This is a genomic window from Clostridium saudiense (assembly GCF_000577815.1).
GTDB classification, from domain to species: Bacteria; Bacillota; Clostridia; order Clostridiales; family Clostridiaceae; genus Clostridium; species Clostridium saudiense.
On record NZ_CBYM010000003.1, the window covers coordinates 133,993 to 155,821 of the forward strand.

A 21,829-nucleotide genomic window follows, 5' to 3' on the forward strand; every position below is an offset into this window, starting at 1 on the left:
ACATATAATTTTATTAATAAAACTTCTAATAATCACCATAATACTCTTCTAAAGTAATATTTTTCTCATATAACTCTGTAGCTAAATCAACCCCTAAATATCTAAGATGCCATGGTTCATAATTATATCCTGTTATATCCTCTTTCCCTTGTAAATATCTAATTATAAATCCATACTTATGAGCATTTTCCTTAACCCATTTTCCTTCTTTCGTATTACCAAAATCAACTGATAATGTACCGTTATATTTAGCTAATGTTATATCCATAGCTAATCCTAACTGATGCTCACTAGCACCTGCTGGAGCTGAATATCCACTATAAGGATTATATATACTCTTTTGATAACTATAAGATCTATATCCCGACACAGCATATAAATAATAGTTTTCATCTTCAGCAGCTTTAAATAATTCCTCTAATGCACTTGCTGCTTCTTTTCTCATATATAATCTATTGCTACTGTTAACCGCTCTTACATCTGGTAGCACTAAATCTGTAGGTTTATAATCAGATGACAATGTACTTTTTCTATTTACACAAACAGTTAAACTGCTTGGATCAAAAATTCCCTGTGCTACAACTTTATCTGTAGGCTCGACTATTATCTCCTCACTTGTTATCACTCTGCTAATCTCATTACCATCTTCATATGTTATTGTATAGATGATTTTTTTCTCTCCTTCTACCCCCTCTGAAATAATCCTAGTTTCCCCAACTTTAGTTTTATAGTCATCAACAACTATTTCATTAAAAGCTATTTTCTCAATTACCTCATTCTCTTTTGTTTCAACTCTATTAATTACTATTACTTGATTATTTTTAATTTTATCATCAATATCATAATTTAATTTATCATTAACATCTAATTCAATATTAGCTTCTTCTATTGCTTGTCCAACATTATCTTCCTTTGTTTTGCTTTCTATGACCTTACCATCTACTTGTATAATTATTTTCTTAGGTCTGCTTCCTATCAACAAACCTGTTCCAGCACTTACCAAAACAACTATTATAATACTACTTATTATTTTTTTCTTCATTTTCATCTCCACTAAGTAACGTATATTTTTATTAACCTTCTTCTTGATTATAATATATTTTTCGAGTTTTTATAATATATTGCAAAAAAATAGAGCCATATTCTATATAATATAGCCCCATTTCCCTAAATAATACTATTTTGCTATCTTGCTTATTTCCTTATCTAAAACATCCATTCCATATTCAGCTTGTTCTATTGTCATAACTAATGGTGGTAAAAATCTAATAACATTTCCTAATAACCCTGCATTTATTAATATAATTCCCTCTTCAAAACAACTATTTATTATTTCCTTAACCATTTCTGGTGCTGGTTCCTTTGTCTCTCTATCTTTCACAAACTCTAATCCTATCATTGAACCAAGTCCTCTGACTTCGCCAATCACTTGATATTTTTCTTTCATTTCATTTAATCTTCCCATTATATATTCCCCAAGCTTAAATGATTTTTCACATAAATTTTCTTTCTCTATTTTTTCTATAACCTTTAATGCTGCCACACAAGCAAGCGGACTACCTCCATATGTGCCTCCAATACCACCAACACAAGCTGAATCCATTATTTCTTTTCTACCAACAACTGCACTTAATGGAACCCCTGCTGCTATTGATTTAGACATAGTAACTATATCCGGTGTAATTCCATAATGCTCATAGGCAAACATTTTACCAGTCCTTGCAAATCCAGCTTGTACTTCATCAACAATAAATACTATTCCATTATCATTACATATTTTTTGTAATCCTTGCATATACTTTGCAGATGGTACTACAAATCCACCTTCACCTTGAAGAGGCTCAACTATCAAACATGCAATTTGCTCAGCTGCAATAGTAGTTTTAAGCATTGTTCTTAGCTTTTCTAAACACTCTTCTGCATAATCATCTTCTGATACACCTTTAGGTGCTCTATAGGTATATGGGTAATCAAACTTATACGTATCCGGTACATATGGACCAAATCCATTTTTATATGGTTTATATTTACTTGTTATAGACATTGTCATAAGAGTTCTTCCATGAAATGAACCATTTGCTGATAATATTCCATGTCTCTTTGTATAAGCTTTTGCAACCTTTATTGCATTTTCTAACGCCTCAGCTCCACTATTAGCAAGCATTACTTTTTTCTCATAATCACCTGTTACTATTTCAGTTAACTTCTTAGATAATTCTACATAAGGTGAATAAGTTGCCACATGAAAGCAAGGATGTATATATTTTTCTACTTGCGCTTTTACAGCTGCTATAATTTCATCATCACAATGACCTACATTTTGCACACCTATACCTGCTGCAAAGTCTAATAAAACATTACCATCAACATCTTTTACTAAAGCTCCCTTAGCTTCTTCTATTGCAATGGTTGTTGCCATTGACACACCATTTGCTACATATTTTTTTCTACCTTCAATTATTTCTAATGATTTCGGCCCTGGTATAGCTGTTACTAATTTTACATTTTTCTCATTAATCATAATTACACCTCAAAACTTTTATTTTTTTATATTAATTATTTTTTACTTATTTACCTTTAATTTTTAACTTATATTCTATCAATAATCTCTTCTTCCATTACTTCTTCCTTAAAGAATTTCTCTTCTAGCTGCTTTTCATATTTATTTGCAACCTTTGCCCAAACAAAGAATACTGATCCAAGAACTGTCCAAGCTATTAAAATTCCCCATTCATATGGCCATACTAATGCTGCAGGAGACCCTGGTAAATACATTATTGCTAAAACAACACACATTATTACTGCAATAGTTCCTACAAGCTTTCCATGTTTAACTTTATATGGCCTACTCATTTCTGGCTCTTTTTTCCTTAATACTAAAAATGAAATTGAAACAATTAAGTAAGCAACTACTATTGTTAATCCACCCGCATCTGATAACCATACAAGCATTTTTCTTCCTAAAAATGGTGCCAATGATGAAATTACGCCAACTAAAATAACTGCATTACATGGTGTTTTATATTTGGGATGAAGCCTTGCTAAAAAACTTGGAAGCATTCCAGATTCAGCCATAGAATAAATTGCTCTACTTCCTCCAACATAAAATGAATTCCAACTAGTCAAAATACCTGCAATTCCACCTATAATTAAGACTTTTGATGCTATTGGGCTATTGAAAAATACATTTGCCATTGCATCTGCTGTTACTAACTCTGAAGTTTCTATTTGAGTTGAGGACATTGCTAAAGAAACCCCACCTATTATTGCCACATACCAAACAACAGCCATAACTACTGATAATATAAGTATTTGTCCAATCTTTTTAAAAGGAATATTCATTTCTTCAGCAGCTTGTGGTATAACATCAAATCCAACATACATAAATGGTGTCATTACAGCTACAGCTATAATTCCATTAACTCCATCTTTAAATAATGGTTGTACATTTGATACCTCTCCATTAAATAGTGATCCTGTTATAAGTGATAATCCTATAATTGCTATAACTATTGTTAATATTCCTTGAAACCTAGCTGCTGGTTTAACTCCAAAATAATTTACTGCAGCAATTAAAATTGAACTTATTACTCCAACAAGAAGCCAAGTCAAATATATATCAAATCCTGCTACTGAATACAAATGAACCTTCATATAACTTGGAAATAAATACTGCATTACTGTTGGGAAAGCAACAGCTTCAAATGCTACAACTGATATATATCCAAGTACTATCGCCCAAGTACAAATAAATGATGCATTTCTTCCAAGTGCTCTATAACTAAATACATGCTCACCACCACACTTTGGCATTGCTGCTGTTAATTCAGCATAGGTTAATCCAACAAATAAAACCATCAATCCACCAAGTGCAAAAGCTATCATTGCTCCAACCGTTCCAGCTTTTAATATCCACTCTCCAGATAAAACAACCCACCCCCATCCAATCATTGCACCAAATGCTAATACAAAAACATCCTTCTTATTTAATACTCTTTCAAACTTATCTTCTTTTGGCATATATTAAATCTCCCCCTTAATAAAAATAGTGCCTTTCACTCAAACATTATCCTAAATATCTTTAGAATTGCATTGTGAAAGACACCCTTGTCTTTTTATATTTCTTAAATTTATTATTTACTAAGCAAAAAGCGCCTATAGATTTCATTAATCTATAAACGCCTTTGTTTATTTGCTAATTAATTTATACTTTTATTATAGTTAATATAGTGTATTATTGCTATGTCTAAACTATCTAATATTTTTGTCCATAAACACCAAACTTATTTATTAATCACTTATAAATATAGTTTTATAATTTTGCCAATTTCTATTGCCATTTTCAATTTATTGCAATCATTAAAATTTCTTAAATCACACTCTAATAATTCTTCAACTTTTTTTATTCTGTACTTTAACGTATTTCTATGAAGAAATAACTTTTCTGCTGTACTAGTTACATTACAATCCTCATTAAAATATGTTTCTAATATTTTAATGTTATTAACCTCTTTAATTTTCTTATCATTTTCTAATATTGGTCCTAAAGTTCCATAATAAAAATTTTCTAAAACTGCCTTGTCTTCTATATTAAATAATAACTTATAAACTCCAATTTCATCATACTTTTTAATTTTACTATCATATCCATTACATTTTAAATACTTAATTGATAACTCAGCTTCCTTTAAAGAACTTTTCATCATGTTTAAATTTTCATAACTACTTCCAATTCCTATACTTACTGAAATATTATCCATCTCTTTTCTTAATGCTTCTTGTATTTCTATTAATATCTTTTCTATCCTATTCATATAATTTTTATCATCTTTTAAAAATAGTATAAGCGCATCATCTTTGTCTATAATAGGTACTTTAAATCCATGTTTCTTTAAAACATAATCTACTATTCTCTTAAATATTACTTTAACTTTAATTACTCCAGCTTCATCAAATATATTTCTTTCCTCTAAATACAATTGAAATTTATCTGTATCAATTACACATATTGCACATTTCCCATCTAAATCATATCCAAAATACGTCATCTTCTTTCTAGCATCACCTGTGACGTCTCCATCACTAAATAACATATTACTTAGAAAATTGGTTAATGATCCTTCTTCTACAGTTGATAAAATAATCTTATTTGTAATTTCTTTTGATATATCTATAAGCTTTACATTCCATGGTATAGTCATTACAGGTATTTTTAAATCATTTGCCACATCAATAGCTTCTTTTGGGATGTTATCTATATATGGCCCTATATTAACTAATAATCCTGATGCATTTTTTTCGGAAATACCTTCTACAATTCTTGCTATATATGATAAATTTCCTTTCATTTTAGAACCAGTTATAAAAACTAATTCACCGCCTTGAAGCCATTGTATTCCCTCTAAAGGATCTTCAAAGCATTCTGCAACATATACCCATTCAACTTGTTTTTCTATTCCCTCATCTCCTGCTACTATTTTCATACTAGTAAGAGAATCTAATTTAAAAATATCTTTTATTGTAATAGCCATAACTCCATTCCCCTTTCTAAAAAGTGCACAGCACTCTTTTTTAGTTAAGAAATAACTCAAAACTCTTAACTATTCAACCTGTATTATAGTGAATTCTACCTTTTCTGGGCAATCGGGGCATTGAAATGTTAATTCATCAAATCCCATTTGCTCAGCTGTTACTCTCTTTCTTGCTGCATAAATAAAGGGATAAAATGCATTAATTGCTGTTAAACATACATTAGCGGATTTCTCTTTATCTAGTAACGCTCCATCAATATAGATTTCATCTCCTGTCTTATATAAATCACATTTAGAACTTTTCACTACTAGTTTAATTTTATATTCTTTAAAATCACTCATTTTTATATCTCCCCTTTACTATTCACAATCTATTTATATTAATTTTCCAATCTATATTGATTCATTATACATTTCACTTACTTCTTCTTTAGTAAATATTTTTGAGTGATTTTCCATACTAGGTTTAGATACTTTAAAGCAATTTTCAGTCATCCAACTTATATCTTCTTTTCTAATTCCTAAATCACCTAATTTAACTTTTAAATCTATTTTATCTAAAAAGTTTTCAATAGCTTGTCTACAGTCTTCTGCTGAACTTCCACCTAATATCTTAGAAATCTCCCCATACTTATATACATCACTTCTCCATGATTTTTCTGTTATTATAGGAGTTAATGCTGCTAACCCCTTTCCATGTACAATATCTCTAAGTCCACTAGCGGGATGTTCCATTCCATGTGCTGCAGTTACACCTGCAACTCCAATAACCATTCCACCCAAAGTACTTCCCAAAGTAACAGCTTCCCAAGCATCAAAATCGTTATAATCCACATAAACTTTTGGTAAATTTTCTGCTATTAACTTCATTGCATATAAAGCTTGTATCTCAACTAAAGGATTCGTAATTTTAGAAAGATACGCCTCCATATTATGAGCTAAAGCATCAAATCCAACACTTGCAAGTACTGACTTTGGCATTGTTGTCATAAGCTCAGGATCTATAATAGAAGCCTTTGCAATTATTAAATTATCTCTTAAAGATTTTTTATCTTTTGTATCAACATTAGTTATTACTGAAAAAGCATTTCCTTCACTACCTGTTCCACAAGTAGTAGGTACTAACAATATCGGAAGGGCATTCTCACCTTTTTTAATACCATAAATATAATCTTCAATATTTCCTGGATTTTTAGCACAAAATGCTATACTTTTAGCAGCATCCATTATGCTACCCCCTCCTAAGCCTAAAACAACATTACAATTAGTTTCATGTATTGCTGATACTCCTTCATATATGGTTGTACTTAAAGGATTTTGAGTAACTTTATCAAAAATTTCATATTCAATATTTTCACCATTTAAAACGTCTATAACCTTATAAAGTAATCCACTTTTTTTAGTACTATTTCTACCTGTCACTATAAGTACTTTATTACCATACTTTTTTACTTCTTTTCCTATTTCACTGCTTCTTCCTCTTCCAAACATTAAATTTACAGGCAAATTATAATTAAAATTCATCTTCCCATCCCCTTATATTTATTAAAAATATTAAACTTCTATAAAACAAAAAAAGATGCCTTTATTATGAAATAAAGACATCTTTGTCTAACTTAAATTATATCAATATATAATATTTTATTATATAACTATCTAGAACAATCTTTTTGTCCACGCTGACAAAAAAATTATTTGATTTTTTCTCCACAATATGGACAATATTCAAAATCTTTTTCTAATTCCCTATTACATTTTTGACATCGTTTTTTTAAATAATTATTATTTATATTATTATCTTTTAAATCCCAATATGAAATTTCTATATCTTCCCCTCTTTCAATAGCCTTTCCTTTTTCTTTTGGAATACTAAAAGAAGAGTTACATCCATTACAAATCACATAATACTCTTCATTCCATTTAAATATTGGTATAAAGAAAAAATGAAAGAAAGTATAATATTTTACTAGACTTGCTCCATTAGAAATATTGCAATTTTTACAGCTGAAATTATTTAATACTTTAATCTCCTTAAACTTATTATCTATGCCAAATATGCCTATAAAAAACATAAAATACCCCTTCTTTAATTTTCTACTCCTAACAATTATTAATTGAATTTTATTACTATACTTTTCTTTACATTATAACCTAATTTTAATTTATATTAAATACAAATATTAATTATTATATACTAATATTTGTATTGCAATTTATTTTGTTTTATAATTACTAAATAAGAACTTATTGAAAGGAGCTGCTTTATGCCTAGTTTAATTTTAGAAGGTGGAACTCTTAGACCAATTTTTAGTGCTGGAGTTATGGATGCATTACTTGACAATAATATTACATTTCCTTATTGCATAGGTGTATCTGCTGGAATAACTAACGGAATCTCTTATATCTCTCAACAAAGAGGACGTAACCTTGAAGTAGTTACTAAATATAGAAATGATAAACGTTATTTAGGTTATAGGAATTTCTTGAAATGTAAAAGTTTATTTGGACTTGATTTTGTTTTTGATGAAATACCAAATAAATTAATTCCTTTTGATATGGATACATATAAGAAATATCCAGGTAAGGTTTTAGTGGGAGTTACTAATGCTAAAACAGGTAAAACTGAATACTTAGATGGTAAAAATTTAGATGATAAAGCTACTATGTTAAGAGCAACATGCGCTTTACCTATATTTTTCCCAGTAATTAAGCTTAATGGTAATGAATATTATGATGGAGGAATTTGTGATCCAATTCCGATAAAAAAGGCAATCGAAGATGGTAATGATAAACATTTAATAATTTTAACTCAACCTAAAGGTTATAAAAAAGAATTAAGCAAAAAGAATGTTCTTGTAGCAAAATTGCTTAATAATAAATATCCAAACTTAAAAGATGCTTTATTAAACCGTCATGATAGTTATAATGAAACAGTAAGATTTTGTGAAGAGCTTGAAAAACAAGGAAAGGCACTTATTTTAAGACCTGAATTCTCATTAGAAAGCTTTGAAAAAGATGTTGATAAACTTAAGGCTAACTATAATCATGGTTATGACTTAGCTACTAAAAGAATTAATGACATAAAAAAATTATTTACTTAAAAATAAGGCTATGCTTTATAAAAAATAAAGTATAGCCTTTTATAATTAATACTTTTTACTAACATAATTCTGCATGAATTTTATGATTTGGTTTTTCTTTTACTGTAGCAATATTATTAGCATGATCACCTATTCTTTCTAAATTTGATAAAAGATCAAAAAACATTATTCCTGCATCTGCTAGACATGTTTTAGCACTTAATCTATTTATATTATTTTCTCTAAATTGCTTTTCTAAACTATCTATTTCTTCTTCAACCTTTTCAACTTCATCATCGCTTATTTCATTAGATTTAAAACTTTCAATTGCAATAGTTATAGACCTTAAAGTAACCTCAAATAGTTGTCTTACTTCCTTATAACCATCATAAGATAAAGTAATGTTATTTTCATATTTTTGAATAGCAAGCTCAACTATATTTTCTGCATGATCTCCTATCCTCTCAATATCATTAATTGTATGATATGCCTGACTTACTAATTTTGCATTTTCTTCTGGTAAATTATGTTGAGATAATTCTATTAAATATTCAGTAATATCTCTTTCTAATGTATTAATAATACTTTCATTTGCATATACTTTTTTCATTTTTTCTTCATTCCAATTTAAGAATACCTCCATAGCCAATTCCAAATTATTTTTTGCCTTATTAGCCATTCTTATTGTTTCTTTAATAACTTGTCCACTAGCTACTATTGGGGTTTCTAAAAGTTTTTTATCTAAATAAATTGCACCACAGCTTTCTTTACCTTCATCATCTGGTAATATATGATTAACTAACATTACAAAATATTTTGATATTGGTAATATAAAAATTGTTATTACAACATTAAATATAGTATGAGCATTTGCAACTTGTCTCGCTACATTATCTGGAGTTAAATAATTTACAAATGTAACTACCTTATCTGAAAATGGTAAAAATAAAACAGTTCCAAATATATTAAATAATAGATGTAATAAAGCTGCTTTCTTTGCTGTTCTATTTGCTGTTAAACCCGCTAATATTGCAGTAACACAAGTTCCTATATTACAGCCTAATATTATTGGGAATGCTACATTCATATCTATGTTACCTGAGTTTGCTAAAGCTACTAAAATACCTGTAGTTGCAGATGAACTTTGTAATATTGCAGTCATAGTTAATCCAACTAATACACCTAAAAAATGATTTTTTCCTATTACCGAAATAAAATCATTAAATATCTGTAAATTTGATATTGGTTTAAGGGAAGACGACATTAATCCCATTCCCATAAATAATATTCCAAATCCTAAAGCAATATAAGCTAAATCTTTTATTCTTTTTTTCTTTGCAGACATCATAACTATAGCACCTACTCCTATAAATATTGGTGCTATAACCTCTAAATTAAAACTAACCATTTGAGCAGTAATTGTTGTACCTATATTAGAACCTAATATAACTCCTGTAGCTTGTGTTAATGTCATTAATCCAGCATTAACAAAGCTAACTACCATTACTGTAGTAGCACTAGAACTCTGGATAATAGCCGTTACAATTGTTCCAACAAGTACTCCTATTACTTTATTGCTAGTTATTTTCTCCAATATACCTTTTAACTTTTCCCCAGCAACGTTTTCAAGTCCATCACTCATTAATTTCATACCATATAAAAATAAACCCAACCCACCAAAAATCCCTGTAACAATCTCAAAACTACTCATATACTTTATAATCCCCTCAGTTATATTTATACATATTTCATTTATAAACTATATTCTTTTTATATTTAAATAAGTACTCTATGTTTTCTATAAAAAAATAAATTAATAAAAAAAGTTGGAACTATCGGGTTTAGTTCCAACTTTAGAATATTATGGTTTTATTATAGTTTTACTATTTATTATTAGTTAATTCTTAATTGAGTTTCAGCATCGAAGAAATGTAATGCGCTTAAATCAAATCCAAATTTATGCTTTTCTCCAGTTTCATATTGATGATATCCAGGTACTGTTATTACAAGATCCTTACCGCTATTTAATTTAACATAAAGAGTTTTTTCTTTACCTAAAACTTCAATAACATCTACTGTACACTCAAATGTATCTTTATCAGCATCTCCAACAAATCTTTCAGAACGAATTCCTAAGTATACATCCTTGCCTTCATAATTTGATAAAGCTTTTAAATCAGATTCAGAAGGATTGATAGATATTAATCCATCTTCAGAAACAAATTTCTTTCCTTCCATTTTACCTTTTATCATATTAATTGTAGGTGATCCAATGAATCTAGCAACAAACATATTTTGTGGCTTTTCATAGAATTCATATGGTTTACCAACTTGTTGAATCTTTCCATCATTCATAAGAACGATCTTTGTAGCCATAGTCATAGCTTCTACTTGGTCATGTGTTACATAAATAGATGTTGTTCCAAGCGCTTTGTGAATTCTAACTAATTCAACTCTCATATGCTCTCTTAACTTAGCATCTAAGTTAGAAAGAGGTTCATCCATTAAGAAAACACTTGGTTTTCTTACAATTGCTCTTCCTAATGCAACTCTTTGTCTTTGTCCTCCAGATATATCTGATGGCTTAGAATATAAATACTTTTCAATTTGAAGTAATTTTGCAGCTTCATTAACACGCTCATTAATAATGTTCTTTCTTTCTTTTCTCATTGATAATGAAAATGCCATATTATCATATACAGTCATATGTGGGTATAGAGCATAGCTTTGGAAAACCATAGCTATATCTCTATCTTTTGATGCAAGTTTGTTAACTCTCTTCTCACCAAATATTAAGTCTCCTTCTGTTATAGAGTTAAGACCTGCAATCATACGTAATAATGTGGTTTTACCACATCCTGATGGTCCTAAAATTACACAGAAATCCTTATCTTCTATTTCTAAATTTATATGTCTTAAAGTAAAATCTTCTCTACTTTCATATTTCTTTCCAATATTATTTAATGTTACCTTCATATCTACTATCTCCTATCCTATCCTTTTGTAGCCCCATTTGAAAGACCTGATACTAATTGTTTTTGTAGTACAACGAATAATATTACTATCGGTATTGCAGTTAAAAGTGCTCCGGCTGTGAACGCTGGTTGGTTTATAGTACGTTCATCTGTTATAAGTGTTTGTAAACCTGCTGCTAACGTATAATCAGATGATGAATTTAATAATACTTTTGGTAATAAGTAATCACCAAATGGTCCTATGAATGACCATAAACCTATTATTGCAAGCATTGGTCTTGCAATTGGCATTATAATAAGTCTGTATATTTTCATACTAGAACATCCATCTATCTTAGCTGCATCATCTAGTTCTGTAGATATTGAATCTAAATATCCCTTTAGAATTATAGTATTACCAGCTATACCTCCACCAGCATATATTAATATAAGCATCATTTGTCTTGTAAGACCTGGCATTATATCTGATGCAATAGAATACATTGTAAAATAAGCTGTAATTCCTGCAAATGTTGGTATTGTTTGAATAAGCATAACTGTCATAAGAGATGCTTTTTTACCTTTAAATCTGTATCTTGAATAAGCATATCCAGTAAATGATACTATTAATATTACTAATATTGCTGTAGTAATACTTACAAATAAGGTATTAGCCATCCATTTTAAATAAAGTGTATCTTCAAATAATGTTTTAAAGTGCTTTAATGAGAAACTAAATTCTCCACCAATTATAAGTCTATTTACTTGTGCTCCATTGAATGATGATATTACAATTTGTGCTATTGGTACTATTACCATTATTGCCCACAATATTAAAAATGCATATGATACACCAAGTGCAATTTTTCCTCCAACAGTAAGAGGTTGCTTATCAGAAAGATATAAATCATTTTTTTTCTTTTTAAATATACTCATCATCCCTACCCCCTCTTAAATGCGTCTGTGTTTTTATATCCTATATATGCAATTATTATTAATGCTATTGAAATAATAACAGTAATTGTTGCTCCAACAGCTTGATATTGGCTATTCATTGTTAACTTGTATATATAAGATATTAAAAGGTCTGATGAACCTGCTAAGTTTCCATATTTACTTGGATCAAATGGTCCTCCATTATTAAATAAAGCTATAATACTGAAGTTATTAAAGTTAAATGTATATTGTCCAACTAAAAGTGGCGCTGTTTGGAATAAAACTAGCGGTACAGTTATTTTAGTTAATTTTTTAAAGCTTGTTGCTCCATCAATATCAGCAGCTTCATATAACTCAGCATTTATAGATTGTAAAACCCCTGTAGATAATAAGAAAATATATGCACTACCAAGCCAAGCTTGAATACAAATTAATGTAAGTCTTATAGTGAATGTATCATTCTTTATTGAGAAGTTTGGTCCAAAAACATTTCTCAATGAGTTAACTACAGTTCCACCATCAGCAAATAAAATACTAAAGAATAGTATAGAAATAAATGCAGGTACTGCCCATGGTAAAAGATATATTGATCTAAATAATACTTTTCCTTTAATTCTGTCATTATTAAGAACTATTGCTAAAATAAATCCTAAAGCAATTGCTAAAGTTGTAGCTCCAATAGTCCAAATTACTGTCCATCCTAATATTCTCCAGAATATAGCACCAACCATACCTTGACCTAAGAAAATCATTTTATAGTTCTCTAATGCTTCCCATCCAAACTTAGCTTGGGTATCTGGTCCCATTCCTGTGAATGATAAAAGAATTGTAGTAACAACTGGAATACATACTATAAATATAGTAATTATAGCTGCTGGTGATAAAACTAAATATGGGAATCCATCTTCAAATAAAGTTTGTTTAGTTTCAATCCAGCTTCTAAATCTTGTTCCTTTAATTGTATCTTTTTCAACTGTATTGGCATCCTTAAAACATATATACATTAAGAAAATACCAATTAATACTAAGAATATTGCAAGTATACCTTCAATCATGAAAATGATTGATCTATCAAGTCTACCTCCATCAGCAGCCAAAGTTATAAGACCTGCAATACCGTCTCCTTTATAGTTTCCATATCCCAAAGCATATGGAATAGCTATAGCATATATATATATTGTTGCAAAGAACATTATAATCGCTTTTACATATTGTTTATTCACTACTTGAGCAAGCCCAGGAATTAAAAAAGTAATCCAAGATACCCAAGGTAATGTTTTTTCAGTTTCAACTGGATAAACTCTTCTTAAATCTGCAACATTAATGTTAACAGTATTTATTTTTTGCTTAACAGTTTTTGAAAGCTCATACTTTTTATTTTTAATAATTTCCTCATTATATGTTTTTTCAGATTCAAATGATTTAACTAATAGAGCTTCTTTATATTTTCTCTTTAATTCTTTTATTGTATTTTCTTTAGCCTGTCCAGAAATTAAACCTTCCTTACACTTTGATTTAACTTCACTAATTCTATCATGTAATTTCTTATTTTCATTTTCTTTGAATTTTTTAAATTCAGCTTCAAATTTTTCATTGTCATTTGAACTTATTTTTGTTAACTTATTTTGAGCTTCTTTCAACTCTTTTGTTGCTTCTCTAGCAAATTCAATTACTGGTGGTATTTGAGCAATTTCTATCTTAGATTGCTCATATATTAATTCCGCATCATAAGTAAGTTTAGTATACTTTTTATAGAAATTAACAAACTCTTTAGCCTTAAATAATCTTAATTCTAATTTTTGTACTTTTGAAGGTAATGTTGTATCAACCTTTGATTTATAATCTGACACCTTTTTATTAACTTCTTCTAAAAAATCTTTTTCCTTTTTCTTATATTCATCCAATTGTTTATTATACGGATGATCTTTTTTATTTTTTACTAATTCATTTAATTTCTTTTCTAAATTTTCTTTTTCTTTACCAGTTGCAGCCTCAATTTTTTCCTGTAAAACTGAAACTTCATATAGGTATAAATTTTTTCTATCATACTCTCGATTAATATTATCATATAAATGCTTATTGAATTTTTTCAACCCTTTTACCTCCTTTTATACCTTCTGAATAACTTCATAATTAAATACTTCTAACATTTCTAATACACTTCCCTAAGTAAATCATTGCAAAAATTAAAGCTAAATAACCAATTGCACTTCCGATAAAGAATATTGAATAAAATTGCTCTCCTAAAAATGTTAATGCAAATGCACCTATTATAATTACAACCCATATTGCTACAAATAGCTTAGTAACTCTAAGTTTTGTAAAAGTAAAGTAACTGTGAATAGCTACAGCCATTGGTGTTATTATTCTAATAAAGAATGTTGATATACATACATTTAAATATGTAGAGAATAATTCTTTTGTTGTTTGACTTAGCGCATCTTCTCCTAAATTACTAGTGGATAACCACATATTAAATAAATCTGTATCTTTAGCTTTAATTAACATCTCCATAGATGTCATCATTATAATTGCTGCACATATTGCTACAATTGTATAAAATGTACCTTTGGGCATTTCTATACTTTCTCTCATGTGGATCCTCCTACTAAATAATAAACAAATTTAAGCTAGTAGCATTTTTCTTCTATTTTAAAGCTTTAACTACTGATTGATTGAAAGGGAAAATAAGTGATTTCTAATCTTTAAGAAACTCCCGAAGGAGTTTCTATTTAAGCTTCAACTAAGAACTACTAACTTAAATTAGTTATCTTAAATACTATTAAATTTATATTTAGCTTTATTAGTTAAAGTTAGACATCATACCATCAAATGAAGCTTTAACTTCTTTATATGCTTCTTCTGCATTTGCAGGGTTCTTAGCTGACCATGATAATAAAGAGTTTTGCCATGTTTCCCAAACTTGTCCATATTCACTGAATAGAGGTCTGTTTTCAGCTACTTCATAACTCTCATAAGTTGCTTCTATAACTTTTAATTGTAATTCATCAATTCCTTCATAATCTGCAATTGTAGCATTTTCTAATACTTTACCAGTAGCATCAAATAATTCTTTAGCGTTATCTGGATTAACTATTTCTTTTATAAATGCTTGTGCAACTTCCATTTTAGCTTCATCATCTTCACATCTTGCATTTATTCCAAGACCCCATCCACCTTTCCAGTGTTTTAATGATTGTCCATTGAATGTGATTTGACTTAATGGAATGATTTCCATATTTTCAGCGCTTCCTACTAATTCACTAACTGAAGATGTTGCCCAAGGTCCATCGATCTTAATAACATCGCTTCCACCAGTTTTGAATTGTTCTTCTATATATCCACTAGCTGCATCTTTATCCCATAAAGATGTATTATTTTCTTTGTGACCTTTCCAGTAGTTATATAATCCTTCAAATAATTTTTGTTGTTCTTCAGTTAAATCTGCCCATTCTTTAGTTGCATCACTTGTTAATTCTTTTGATAATAATTCAAAATCAGCTGAATTAGTAAATGCAACTCCATACCAAGCATCGTGAACTGTAGTTAAAATTTGATTATATTCTAACTCTGTGAATTCTATATTTTGAGTTGTATCGATGTTTGCAGCTTTTGCATTTTCTACATTAACATAACCAATTAATGTTTCTATGTTATAAGGGAACGCTAAGTATTCACCATCAATATTGAAGTTTCCACCTAATCCATTATCAAAATCAGCAAATCCACCAACTTCTTCTGCCATTTCATCAGCAGGCATTGCAGCTAAAACTTGGTTTTTAGCTAGACCATATAATCTATCTGCAGGTAAAGCAAATACGTCTGCAACATCAGAGTTTGTTGCATCTGTTTGATCTAATACATCTAAGTGATCAAATGATCCTGTTTCAATTAATTCAATTGTTGCATTTGGATACTTTTCTACTATAGTATCTCTAACTTTTTCATAGTAAGGCATCCAGTCTTTTTCAGCTTGTACCTTTAAAGTAACTTTTTCATCACTATTTGATGTAGCTGTATTATTTTGTTCTCCTTTATTGCTATCCCCGCTATTACTTGATCCACAAGCTACAAAATTTAATGAAGTAGCTGCAACAAGTAATGTTACTAATAATTTTTTCATAATAATTCTCCTCCACTTTTCCAAAAATCAATTTATTTAAAGTTAATATAACTTAAATACATATTTATACTTAGGTAATTTCAGAAACGATTCCAACTCTTTGAAAATGTTTTCATTAATAATATAAAGATACATCTATTAGCTTGTCTACCCTATAAGCTACTATCAATATAAGTATTATTAGAATCTAAAACAATCTTTTAGGTATCGTTTCCAATGAAATTGAAAATTAAATCCCTCAACGGGAATTGTTAATATTTTTCATTTTTAAATATTATTTCTTTGTTTATGTTTACATTATATCTAATTCCTAAATAATCGTCAACAATTAAAAAAAAATATGTTATGTTAAATTTCATATTATTTATATATATTTAAGCACCTTTTTTTACAATAATTTCACACATTGCTCTATTTCTACCTGTTTAAGCCATTTCTAAGCTATTAGAAGTAATTATAAAGTAGTAATTATTTATTAATACCTTTGCAAATAATACCATAATTATAGTAAACTATAGTAAACCCAAATAAAAATACATTATATTATTGATTACTATAAAAATTAATTTTAACTATGGTTGAAAGGATTAATAAATGATTGATAAATATGTAAATAGTAAAAAAATAATTGGATCTATAATTAAATTAAATCGAATAAATAAAAACATTAGTCAAAAGCAATTATCAAAAGGAATTTGTGTTCCCTCATATTTAAGTCGAATAGAAAATGGTGAATTATTACCAAGTGAAGACGTAATTTCAGTTATTTTTGATAGGCTCGGTTTAAAATTTTATGATTCTGATGAATTTTTACTAAAAGGAAAAAAATACTTAAATGATTTTTTTACTAACCTAAATTATAATGAATTTGATTATACTAACAAATTATTTGATAATCTAGAAAAAGATGAAGATAAATATATAGCTTCGCCTTTGATACTTGATTACTTTTTAGCAAAATTAGCTAGGTACTCATCCACTCCAAACAGAGATAAGTTTGAGTATTCTAAAAATATGATTTTATCATCTTTTGATTTGCTAACTGCCAAACAAAAGTATATATATAATTTCTATGCAGGAATTGATATATTAATACTTTCTAATAATAAAATCCACGGTAAACAACTTATTCAAGAAGCTTTATCGCTTAAAGAAACTGGCCATTGTTATTTTTGGTTATCATATGCATATAGAATTGAAAATAATCCTATTAAGGCTTACGACTCAATCAATAAAGCTTTAGATTTATATGTTGCGGAAGGTAATATTATAAGCATTATGTCATCATATGAAAAGATTGCAGAGGTTTATTTTATGCTAGATAATTATAGTGATGCTATTAACTATCTAGAAATTTCTTTAAATATGGCTAAAAAATTTAAAAACATTTACTTTCTTGAACATCTTAACTCAATTCTTGCTTGGGCTTATTATCGCTTAAATGACTTCAATAAAGCTCTTGAATATTTATCTTACAATAAAGGCTTAATTGATCATAGATTGATAATTCCTGATAGCGTCATTGAGTCTTTAATTTATTTTTCATTAGAAAATAAAGAATTATTAAATAAAGCTATACTTAATTTAAATAATCCAAAAACTATTCAACATATTGGTGAGCACAATTCTAAATTAATTTATGATTTATTTAAATTATTTATTGAAGATAATAATTACAATAAAAATCCATTGTGGGGAAATTTATTAAGTGAGATAAATACTAATATAACAAAACTAGTTGAGTTGAAAAAGGTATTTAACGAGTTACTAAAAAACTATTATATTATTAATAGACGTTACAAAGATGCTTTATTCTTGTAATAATGTGAAAAAGGAGGACAAACCTCCTTTTTCTTTTTTATAAAGTTGTATTGTACAAAACAACTTTATAAATCATATATTGATATAATATGATATCTTCATAAAAACTGCCCTATGGAGGATATTAAATTGAAAGATAAAAAAAATGAAAATAGAAATGAGGAATTAGATGAATATTTTAAACAATTAGATATTAAATTTGCAACACTCGAAAAATTTGGATCTTCATTATTAGTAATTGGATATTTTTTATTCATTCATGGAGCTAACATAGATATTTTAGATAGTTTGGATATGAATAATACTGGGGAAACAGCTTCCTCTGTTACCTTACTGGGTGCTGAATTAATACTAGTTGGATATGCACTACTCTTCATTGTTGCTTCTGACAGATTAGAAGAAAAGAAACTGCAAAATGATTTATTATCACAAAATACTAATTTAACCCCTCATGAAAACTTATATTATGCTTACTTTTTTTCAATTATAATTAACATGCTTAGAGTACATGCCTTATCTGAAATTGATAAAGCCAATAAATCAGGTGAAACTTTTGTATAAACTGTTAAAAAGGATGTATAAATAACTCTGATTTAATTTAATCAAATTTATACACCCTTTATAAAAATAACTTTTTTATTGTTTCTCCCAAAAATAAGGTTCATATATCTTCTTTAAATTTTTAACCATCTCATTTGAATCATTTTTACCTATTATTACTCCTGTTGATTCTTGAGTAGTTTCAAATCTAATTATTTTATCAACATTAATCATCTTCCTTATTTCATCTATCATATTTTCTTTATTAGCTTTTTTATTATATATTTTTATATATGAATATCCTTTAAAATCTTCCGATGGATACTTTAAAACCTTAAATCTATTTACATATCCTTTTAATTCTAATTCTTTATGTATTTCATCTATCTTTTCACTTTTATCTATGGTCATTAAATAAGCAGCACCATACCTTTCTGGTAGCTCTTCTTTTATATAATTACGATATGGCGAATATCTCAATTCTTTATATATAGTCTCCTCTGCTTCATTTTTGAAATCTCCATAATATATTAATACTGAATCCTCTACTACTACGTTAACAAAGCAGTGCAACCCTCCATCATTAAATAAATTAATCAACTCTTTGCTTTCTAAATAACTCATTTTATATAGTTTCAAACATCTATTATTCTTTATATCAAATAGCATAGCTCCATCCATAGCTACAACTGGTAATTTTATTCTTATATCTTTTAACGCCTCCAATAAGGCTGCTGGTGTTCTCATTGTTACTATTGTAAACTCTGCTCCATCATCAAGCATTTTATTTAACTCAACCTTACTATATGGTGTTAAGGTTGATTGCATATTTAATAATACCTTGTCTAACTCAGATACAAATAAAACATTTTTATTTTTCTTTCGTGGAATTCTTGCTGTATTTATTATTAATGCTAAAATTATCCCTATCATTGTATCTAAGATTCTGTTTATAACAAATAAATATGGATTAGTATCAGTAAGATGATTTACTACTATGCTCAAATATACAACACATGAAAAATATGAAGCATTTTTTTTATTAATAATAACCGTTGTATATATTACTGGTATTATTAGTATTGATATTAAAATATATCTTATTAACTCATTGTCTAATGGCAATAAATAAAATTCTACTAATATCATTATTAGTCCAAAAAACGCGCCTATAAATGTTCCTATTGTTCTTTGAATAGCATTAGCTTTTGCATTACTTGTATATGGCTGCATACACCATAATACCGATAACGCGGTGTAAAAAGGAGCCCCTTGTCTTCCCCTAATTAAATAAATAATAAATCCTAACAGTACTCCAATTGATGATTTAATAATACGCATTCCTATAGGTGGAAGTGCTGTTAACTTTGTCTTCATTATTTCCCTCCATCTTTTTTTATTTAAACTATAACATTTACTTTTAGTTTAGACAATAAATGAGCAGTATTTTCATATCATATTTATTATTAATATTTTAGGAGAACTTATGATTGATAATATAAATGATTATCCTGGTACAAGCATTATTATTTTAAGCTATAATAACCTAAACTATACTAAACAATGTATTGAAAGTATTAGGAAATATACCTCTAATGAAAACTATGAAATTATTGTTATTGATAATAATTCAAATGAAGAAACAACAAATTGGCTAAAGCTTCAATATGATATAAAACTTCAATTAAATACTACTAATAATGGATTTCCTGGTGGTTGCAACGATGGAATAAAGTTTGCTAATCCTATGAATGATATTTTACTTTTAAATAATGATATTGTAGTAACTAAAAACTGGCTTACTAATTTAAAAATTGCCTTATATAGTAATGATAATATAGGAGCTGTTAGCCCTGTTACTAACTCTTCTTCCTATTGGCAAAGCATTCCTGTTAACTATAATACACTTGATGAAATGCAAAACTTTGCATCTCAAATTAATATAAGTAATAAAACACGCTGGGAAGAAAGGGTTATGGTTGTTGGATATTGTATGCTTATTAAAAGATCGGTTTTAAATAAAGTTGGATTGCTTGATGAAGATTATTTTCCCGGAAACTTTGAAGATGATGATTATTGTTTCAGAATAATACTCTCTGGATATAAAGTTTTATTATGTCGAGATACTTTTGTTCATCATTATGGAAGTGCTTCATTTAATAAAAATAGTTCATATGCAAATATAATGGAAACTAATAAAGTGAAATTTGAAAGTAAATGGGATATCAATATTACTGATGTACATTTTAATTTATCTTACTTATCATTAGTTCCTGAAAAAGAAAACTTAAAAGTATTAGATGTATATGGAAATTGTGGAGTTAATGGATTAATGCTTAAGTTTTATAGAAAAAATCTTGATTTTTATATTGGAAATTCCTCCAGTGGTTCCTATAAAGTAGCATCAAAACTTCATAAAACTTTTAGTTTAGAAGATAATTTAGGAGATGGTTTTGATTACATTTTAATAAATAATGGTGATAAGTTTTTGACAGATATTAATGCTAAAAATTTAGTTTTAAAAGCTTTAAAAGCTTCTAGGAATCTTGCTTTATTTATTTCTTCAACCTTATATACTGATCCTAATGCAGAAAATGCAAAGAATTTATCTTTATTCCATGATTACATGACCATGAATAACTTCATAATAACTAGGAAATTTTCTCATGGTGATAGTGTAGTTAACTTTTATATGAAGTGCTAATTTTAAATATAATAAAAAAATAATTTAAGGATATAATAAATTCCTAGTTTAAAAAATTAGATAAATATATAATTTTTCAATATAATGTATTTATTAATCCTTATAAAAATATTAAGGTACTTTTCAATATATTTAATAAC

At 28.0% G+C, this 21,829-nt stretch carries 18 protein-coding genes; 4 read left to right on the forward strand and 14 right to left on the reverse strand.

The genetic code is table 11. The annotated features are described in order from the left end of the window. Positions 1-25 precede the first annotated feature (25 nt). From TY07_RS17145 to TY07_RS02965, 7 genes are all read right to left on the reverse strand, one after another. Entirely contained in the window at positions 26-1,042 is a 1,017-nt protein-coding gene (locus tag TY07_RS17145) for a D-alanyl-D-alanine carboxypeptidase family protein (RefSeq protein WP_052330588.1), read from the reverse strand. A 135-nt stretch (positions 1,043-1,177) separates the two neighbouring features. Then, positions 1,178-2,521 (reverse strand): 4-aminobutyrate--2-oxoglutarate transaminase, encoded by a 1,344-nt coding sequence (gene gabT / locus TY07_RS02940; RefSeq protein ID WP_042395079.1) that lies wholly within the window; start codon positions 2,519-2,521, stop codon positions 1,178-1,180. A 68-nt stretch (positions 2,522-2,589) separates the two neighbouring features. Further along, positions 2,590-4,020: an APC family permease gene (locus tag TY07_RS02945; protein WP_042395083.1), complete on the reverse strand. Its 1,431-nt coding sequence runs from the start codon at positions 4,018-4,020 to the stop codon at positions 2,590-2,592. Between the two features lie 278 nt (positions 4,021-4,298). Then, positions 4,299-5,531, reverse strand: a complete 1,233-nt coding sequence (locus TY07_RS02950; RefSeq protein WP_042395086.1) for a PucR family transcriptional regulator — start codon at positions 5,529-5,531, stop codon at positions 4,299-4,301. A gap of 69 nt (positions 5,532-5,600) precedes the next feature. Next, positions 5,601-5,873 (reverse strand): TIGR04076 family protein, encoded by a 273-nt coding sequence (locus tag TY07_RS02955; protein WP_042395089.1) that lies wholly within the window; start codon positions 5,871-5,873, stop codon positions 5,601-5,603. 51 nt (positions 5,874-5,924) lie between these two features. Continuing rightward, positions 5,925-7,055 (reverse strand): iron-containing alcohol dehydrogenase, encoded by a 1,131-nt coding sequence (locus TY07_RS02960; protein ID WP_042395092.1) that lies wholly within the window; start codon positions 7,053-7,055, stop codon positions 5,925-5,927. Between the two features lie 167 nt (positions 7,056-7,222). Next, entirely contained in the window at positions 7,223-7,603 is a 381-nt protein-coding gene (locus tag TY07_RS02965; protein WP_042395094.1) for a zinc-ribbon domain-containing protein, read from the reverse strand. Between the two features lie 192 nt (positions 7,604-7,795). On the opposite strand from TY07_RS02965, the gene TY07_RS02970 reads away from it, so the two are divergent. Beyond that, a complete protein-coding gene (locus tag TY07_RS02970; RefSeq protein WP_042395099.1) occupies positions 7,796-8,632 on the forward strand; it encodes a patatin-like phospholipase family protein in 837 nt (278 codons plus the stop codon). Between the two features lie 58 nt (positions 8,633-8,690). Here the strand turns inward: TY07_RS02970 and TY07_RS02975 are convergent, their stop codons facing one another. The 6 genes from TY07_RS02975 to TY07_RS03000 form a co-directional block, all read right to left on the reverse strand. Then, the gene (locus TY07_RS02975; RefSeq protein ID WP_042395101.1) at positions 8,691-10,322 is read right to left on the reverse strand and encodes a Na/Pi cotransporter family protein; all 1,632 of its coding nucleotides are present in this window, start codon (positions 10,320-10,322) and stop codon (positions 8,691-8,693) included. A 182-nt stretch (positions 10,323-10,504) separates the two neighbouring features. Continuing rightward, on the reverse strand, positions 10,505-11,587 hold the full coding sequence (locus TY07_RS02980; protein WP_042395104.1) for an ABC transporter ATP-binding protein: 1,083 nt from the start codon (positions 11,585-11,587) through the stop codon (positions 10,505-10,507). Between the two features lie 17 nt (positions 11,588-11,604). Further along, on the reverse strand, positions 11,605-12,501 hold the full coding sequence (locus TY07_RS02985; protein ID WP_198133966.1) for a sugar ABC transporter permease: 897 nt from the start codon (positions 12,499-12,501) through the stop codon (positions 11,605-11,607). A 5-nt stretch (positions 12,502-12,506) separates the two neighbouring features. Next, a complete protein-coding gene (locus TY07_RS02990; protein ID WP_042395107.1) occupies positions 12,507-14,594 on the reverse strand; it encodes an ABC transporter permease subunit in 2,088 nt (695 codons plus the stop codon). Between the two features lie 40 nt (positions 14,595-14,634). After that, complete coding sequence (locus TY07_RS02995; RefSeq protein WP_042395110.1) at positions 14,635-15,096, reverse strand: hypothetical protein; 462 nt, start codon at positions 15,094-15,096, stop codon at positions 14,635-14,637. A gap of 208 nt (positions 15,097-15,304) precedes the next feature. Further along, positions 15,305-16,624 (reverse strand): sugar ABC transporter substrate-binding protein, encoded by a 1,320-nt coding sequence (locus tag TY07_RS03000; protein ID WP_042395113.1) that lies wholly within the window; start codon positions 16,622-16,624, stop codon positions 15,305-15,307. A gap of 594 nt (positions 16,625-17,218) precedes the next feature. On the opposite strand from TY07_RS03000, the gene TY07_RS03005 reads away from it, so the two are divergent. After that, complete coding sequence (locus TY07_RS03005) at positions 17,219-18,445, forward strand: helix-turn-helix transcriptional regulator (RefSeq protein WP_042395116.1); 1,227 nt, start codon at positions 17,219-17,221, stop codon at positions 18,443-18,445. Between the two features lie 129 nt (positions 18,446-18,574). Further along, positions 18,575-19,006, forward strand: coding sequence for a hypothetical protein (locus TY07_RS03010; protein WP_042395119.1), 432 nt, complete (start codon positions 18,575-18,577; stop codon positions 19,004-19,006). Between the two features lie 75 nt (positions 19,007-19,081). Here the strand turns inward: TY07_RS03010 and TY07_RS03015 are convergent, their stop codons facing one another. Beyond that, the gene (locus TY07_RS03015; RefSeq protein WP_042395122.1) at positions 19,082-20,362 is read right to left on the reverse strand and encodes an HAD hydrolase family protein; all 1,281 of its coding nucleotides are present in this window, start codon (positions 20,360-20,362) and stop codon (positions 19,082-19,084) included. A gap of 109 nt (positions 20,363-20,471) precedes the next feature. Between TY07_RS03015 and TY07_RS03020 the strand changes: the two genes are divergently transcribed. Next, a complete protein-coding gene (locus TY07_RS03020) occupies positions 20,472-21,689 on the forward strand; it encodes a glycosyltransferase family 2 protein (RefSeq protein ID WP_052330589.1) in 1,218 nt (405 codons plus the stop codon). Positions 21,690-21,829 lie beyond the last annotated feature (140 nt).

What these genes read in the sequence shown, in the direction of transcription:
- TY07_RS02955 (WP_042395089.1), bottom strand. Translation starts at nt 5,873, where the DNA reads ATGAGTGATTTTAAAGAATATAAAATTAAACTAGTAGTGAAAAGTTCT.
- TY07_RS02975 (WP_042395101.1), bottom strand. Translation starts at nt 10,322, where the DNA reads ATGAGTAGTTTTGAGATTGTTACAGGGATTTTTGGTGGGTTGGGTTTA.
- TY07_RS03000 (WP_042395113.1), bottom strand. Translation starts at nt 16,624, where the DNA reads ATGAAAAAATTATTAGTAACATTACTTGTTGCAGCTACTTCATTAAAT.
- TY07_RS02980 (WP_042395104.1), bottom strand. Translation starts at nt 11,587, where the DNA reads ATGAAGGTAACATTAAATAATATTGGAAAGAAATATGAAAGTAGAGAA.
- TY07_RS02950 (WP_042395086.1), bottom strand. Translation starts at nt 5,531, where the DNA reads ATGGCTATTACAATAAAAGATATTTTTAAATTAGATTCTCTTACTAGT.
- TY07_RS03005 (WP_042395116.1), top strand. Translation starts at nt 17,219, where the DNA reads ATGATTGATAAATATGTAAATAGTAAAAAAATAATTGGATCTATAATT.
- TY07_RS02970 (WP_042395099.1), top strand. Translation starts at nt 7,796, where the DNA reads ATGCCTAGTTTAATTTTAGAAGGTGGAACTCTTAGACCAATTTTTAGT.
- TY07_RS02945 (WP_042395083.1), bottom strand. Translation starts at nt 4,020, where the DNA reads ATGCCAAAAGAAGATAAGTTTGAAAGAGTATTAAATAAGAAGGATGTT.
- TY07_RS02995 (WP_042395110.1), bottom strand. Translation starts at nt 15,096, where the DNA reads ATGAGAGAAAGTATAGAAATGCCCAAAGGTACATTTTATACAATTGTA.
- gabT (WP_042395079.1), bottom strand. Translation starts at nt 2,521, where the DNA reads ATGATTAATGAGAAAAATGTAAAATTAGTAACAGCTATACCAGGGCCG.
- TY07_RS02985 (WP_198133966.1), bottom strand. Translation starts at nt 12,501, where the DNA reads ATGAGTATATTTAAAAAGAAAAAAAATGATTTATATCTTTCTGATAAG.
- TY07_RS02965 (WP_042395094.1), bottom strand. Translation starts at nt 7,603, where the DNA reads ATGTTTTTTATAGGCATATTTGGCATAGATAATAAGTTTAAGGAGATT.
- TY07_RS02960 (WP_042395092.1), bottom strand. Translation starts at nt 7,055, where the DNA reads ATGAATTTTAATTATAATTTGCCTGTAAATTTAATGTTTGGAAGAGGA.
- TY07_RS17145 (WP_052330588.1), bottom strand. Translation starts at nt 1,042, where the DNA reads ATGAAGAAAAAAATAATAAGTAGTATTATAATAGTTGTTTTGGTAAGT.
- TY07_RS03020 (WP_052330589.1), top strand. Translation starts at nt 20,472, where the DNA reads ATGATTGATAATATAAATGATTATCCTGGTACAAGCATTATTATTTTA.
- TY07_RS03015 (WP_042395122.1), bottom strand. Translation starts at nt 20,362, where the DNA reads ATGAAGACAAAGTTAACAGCACTTCCACCTATAGGAATGCGTATTATT.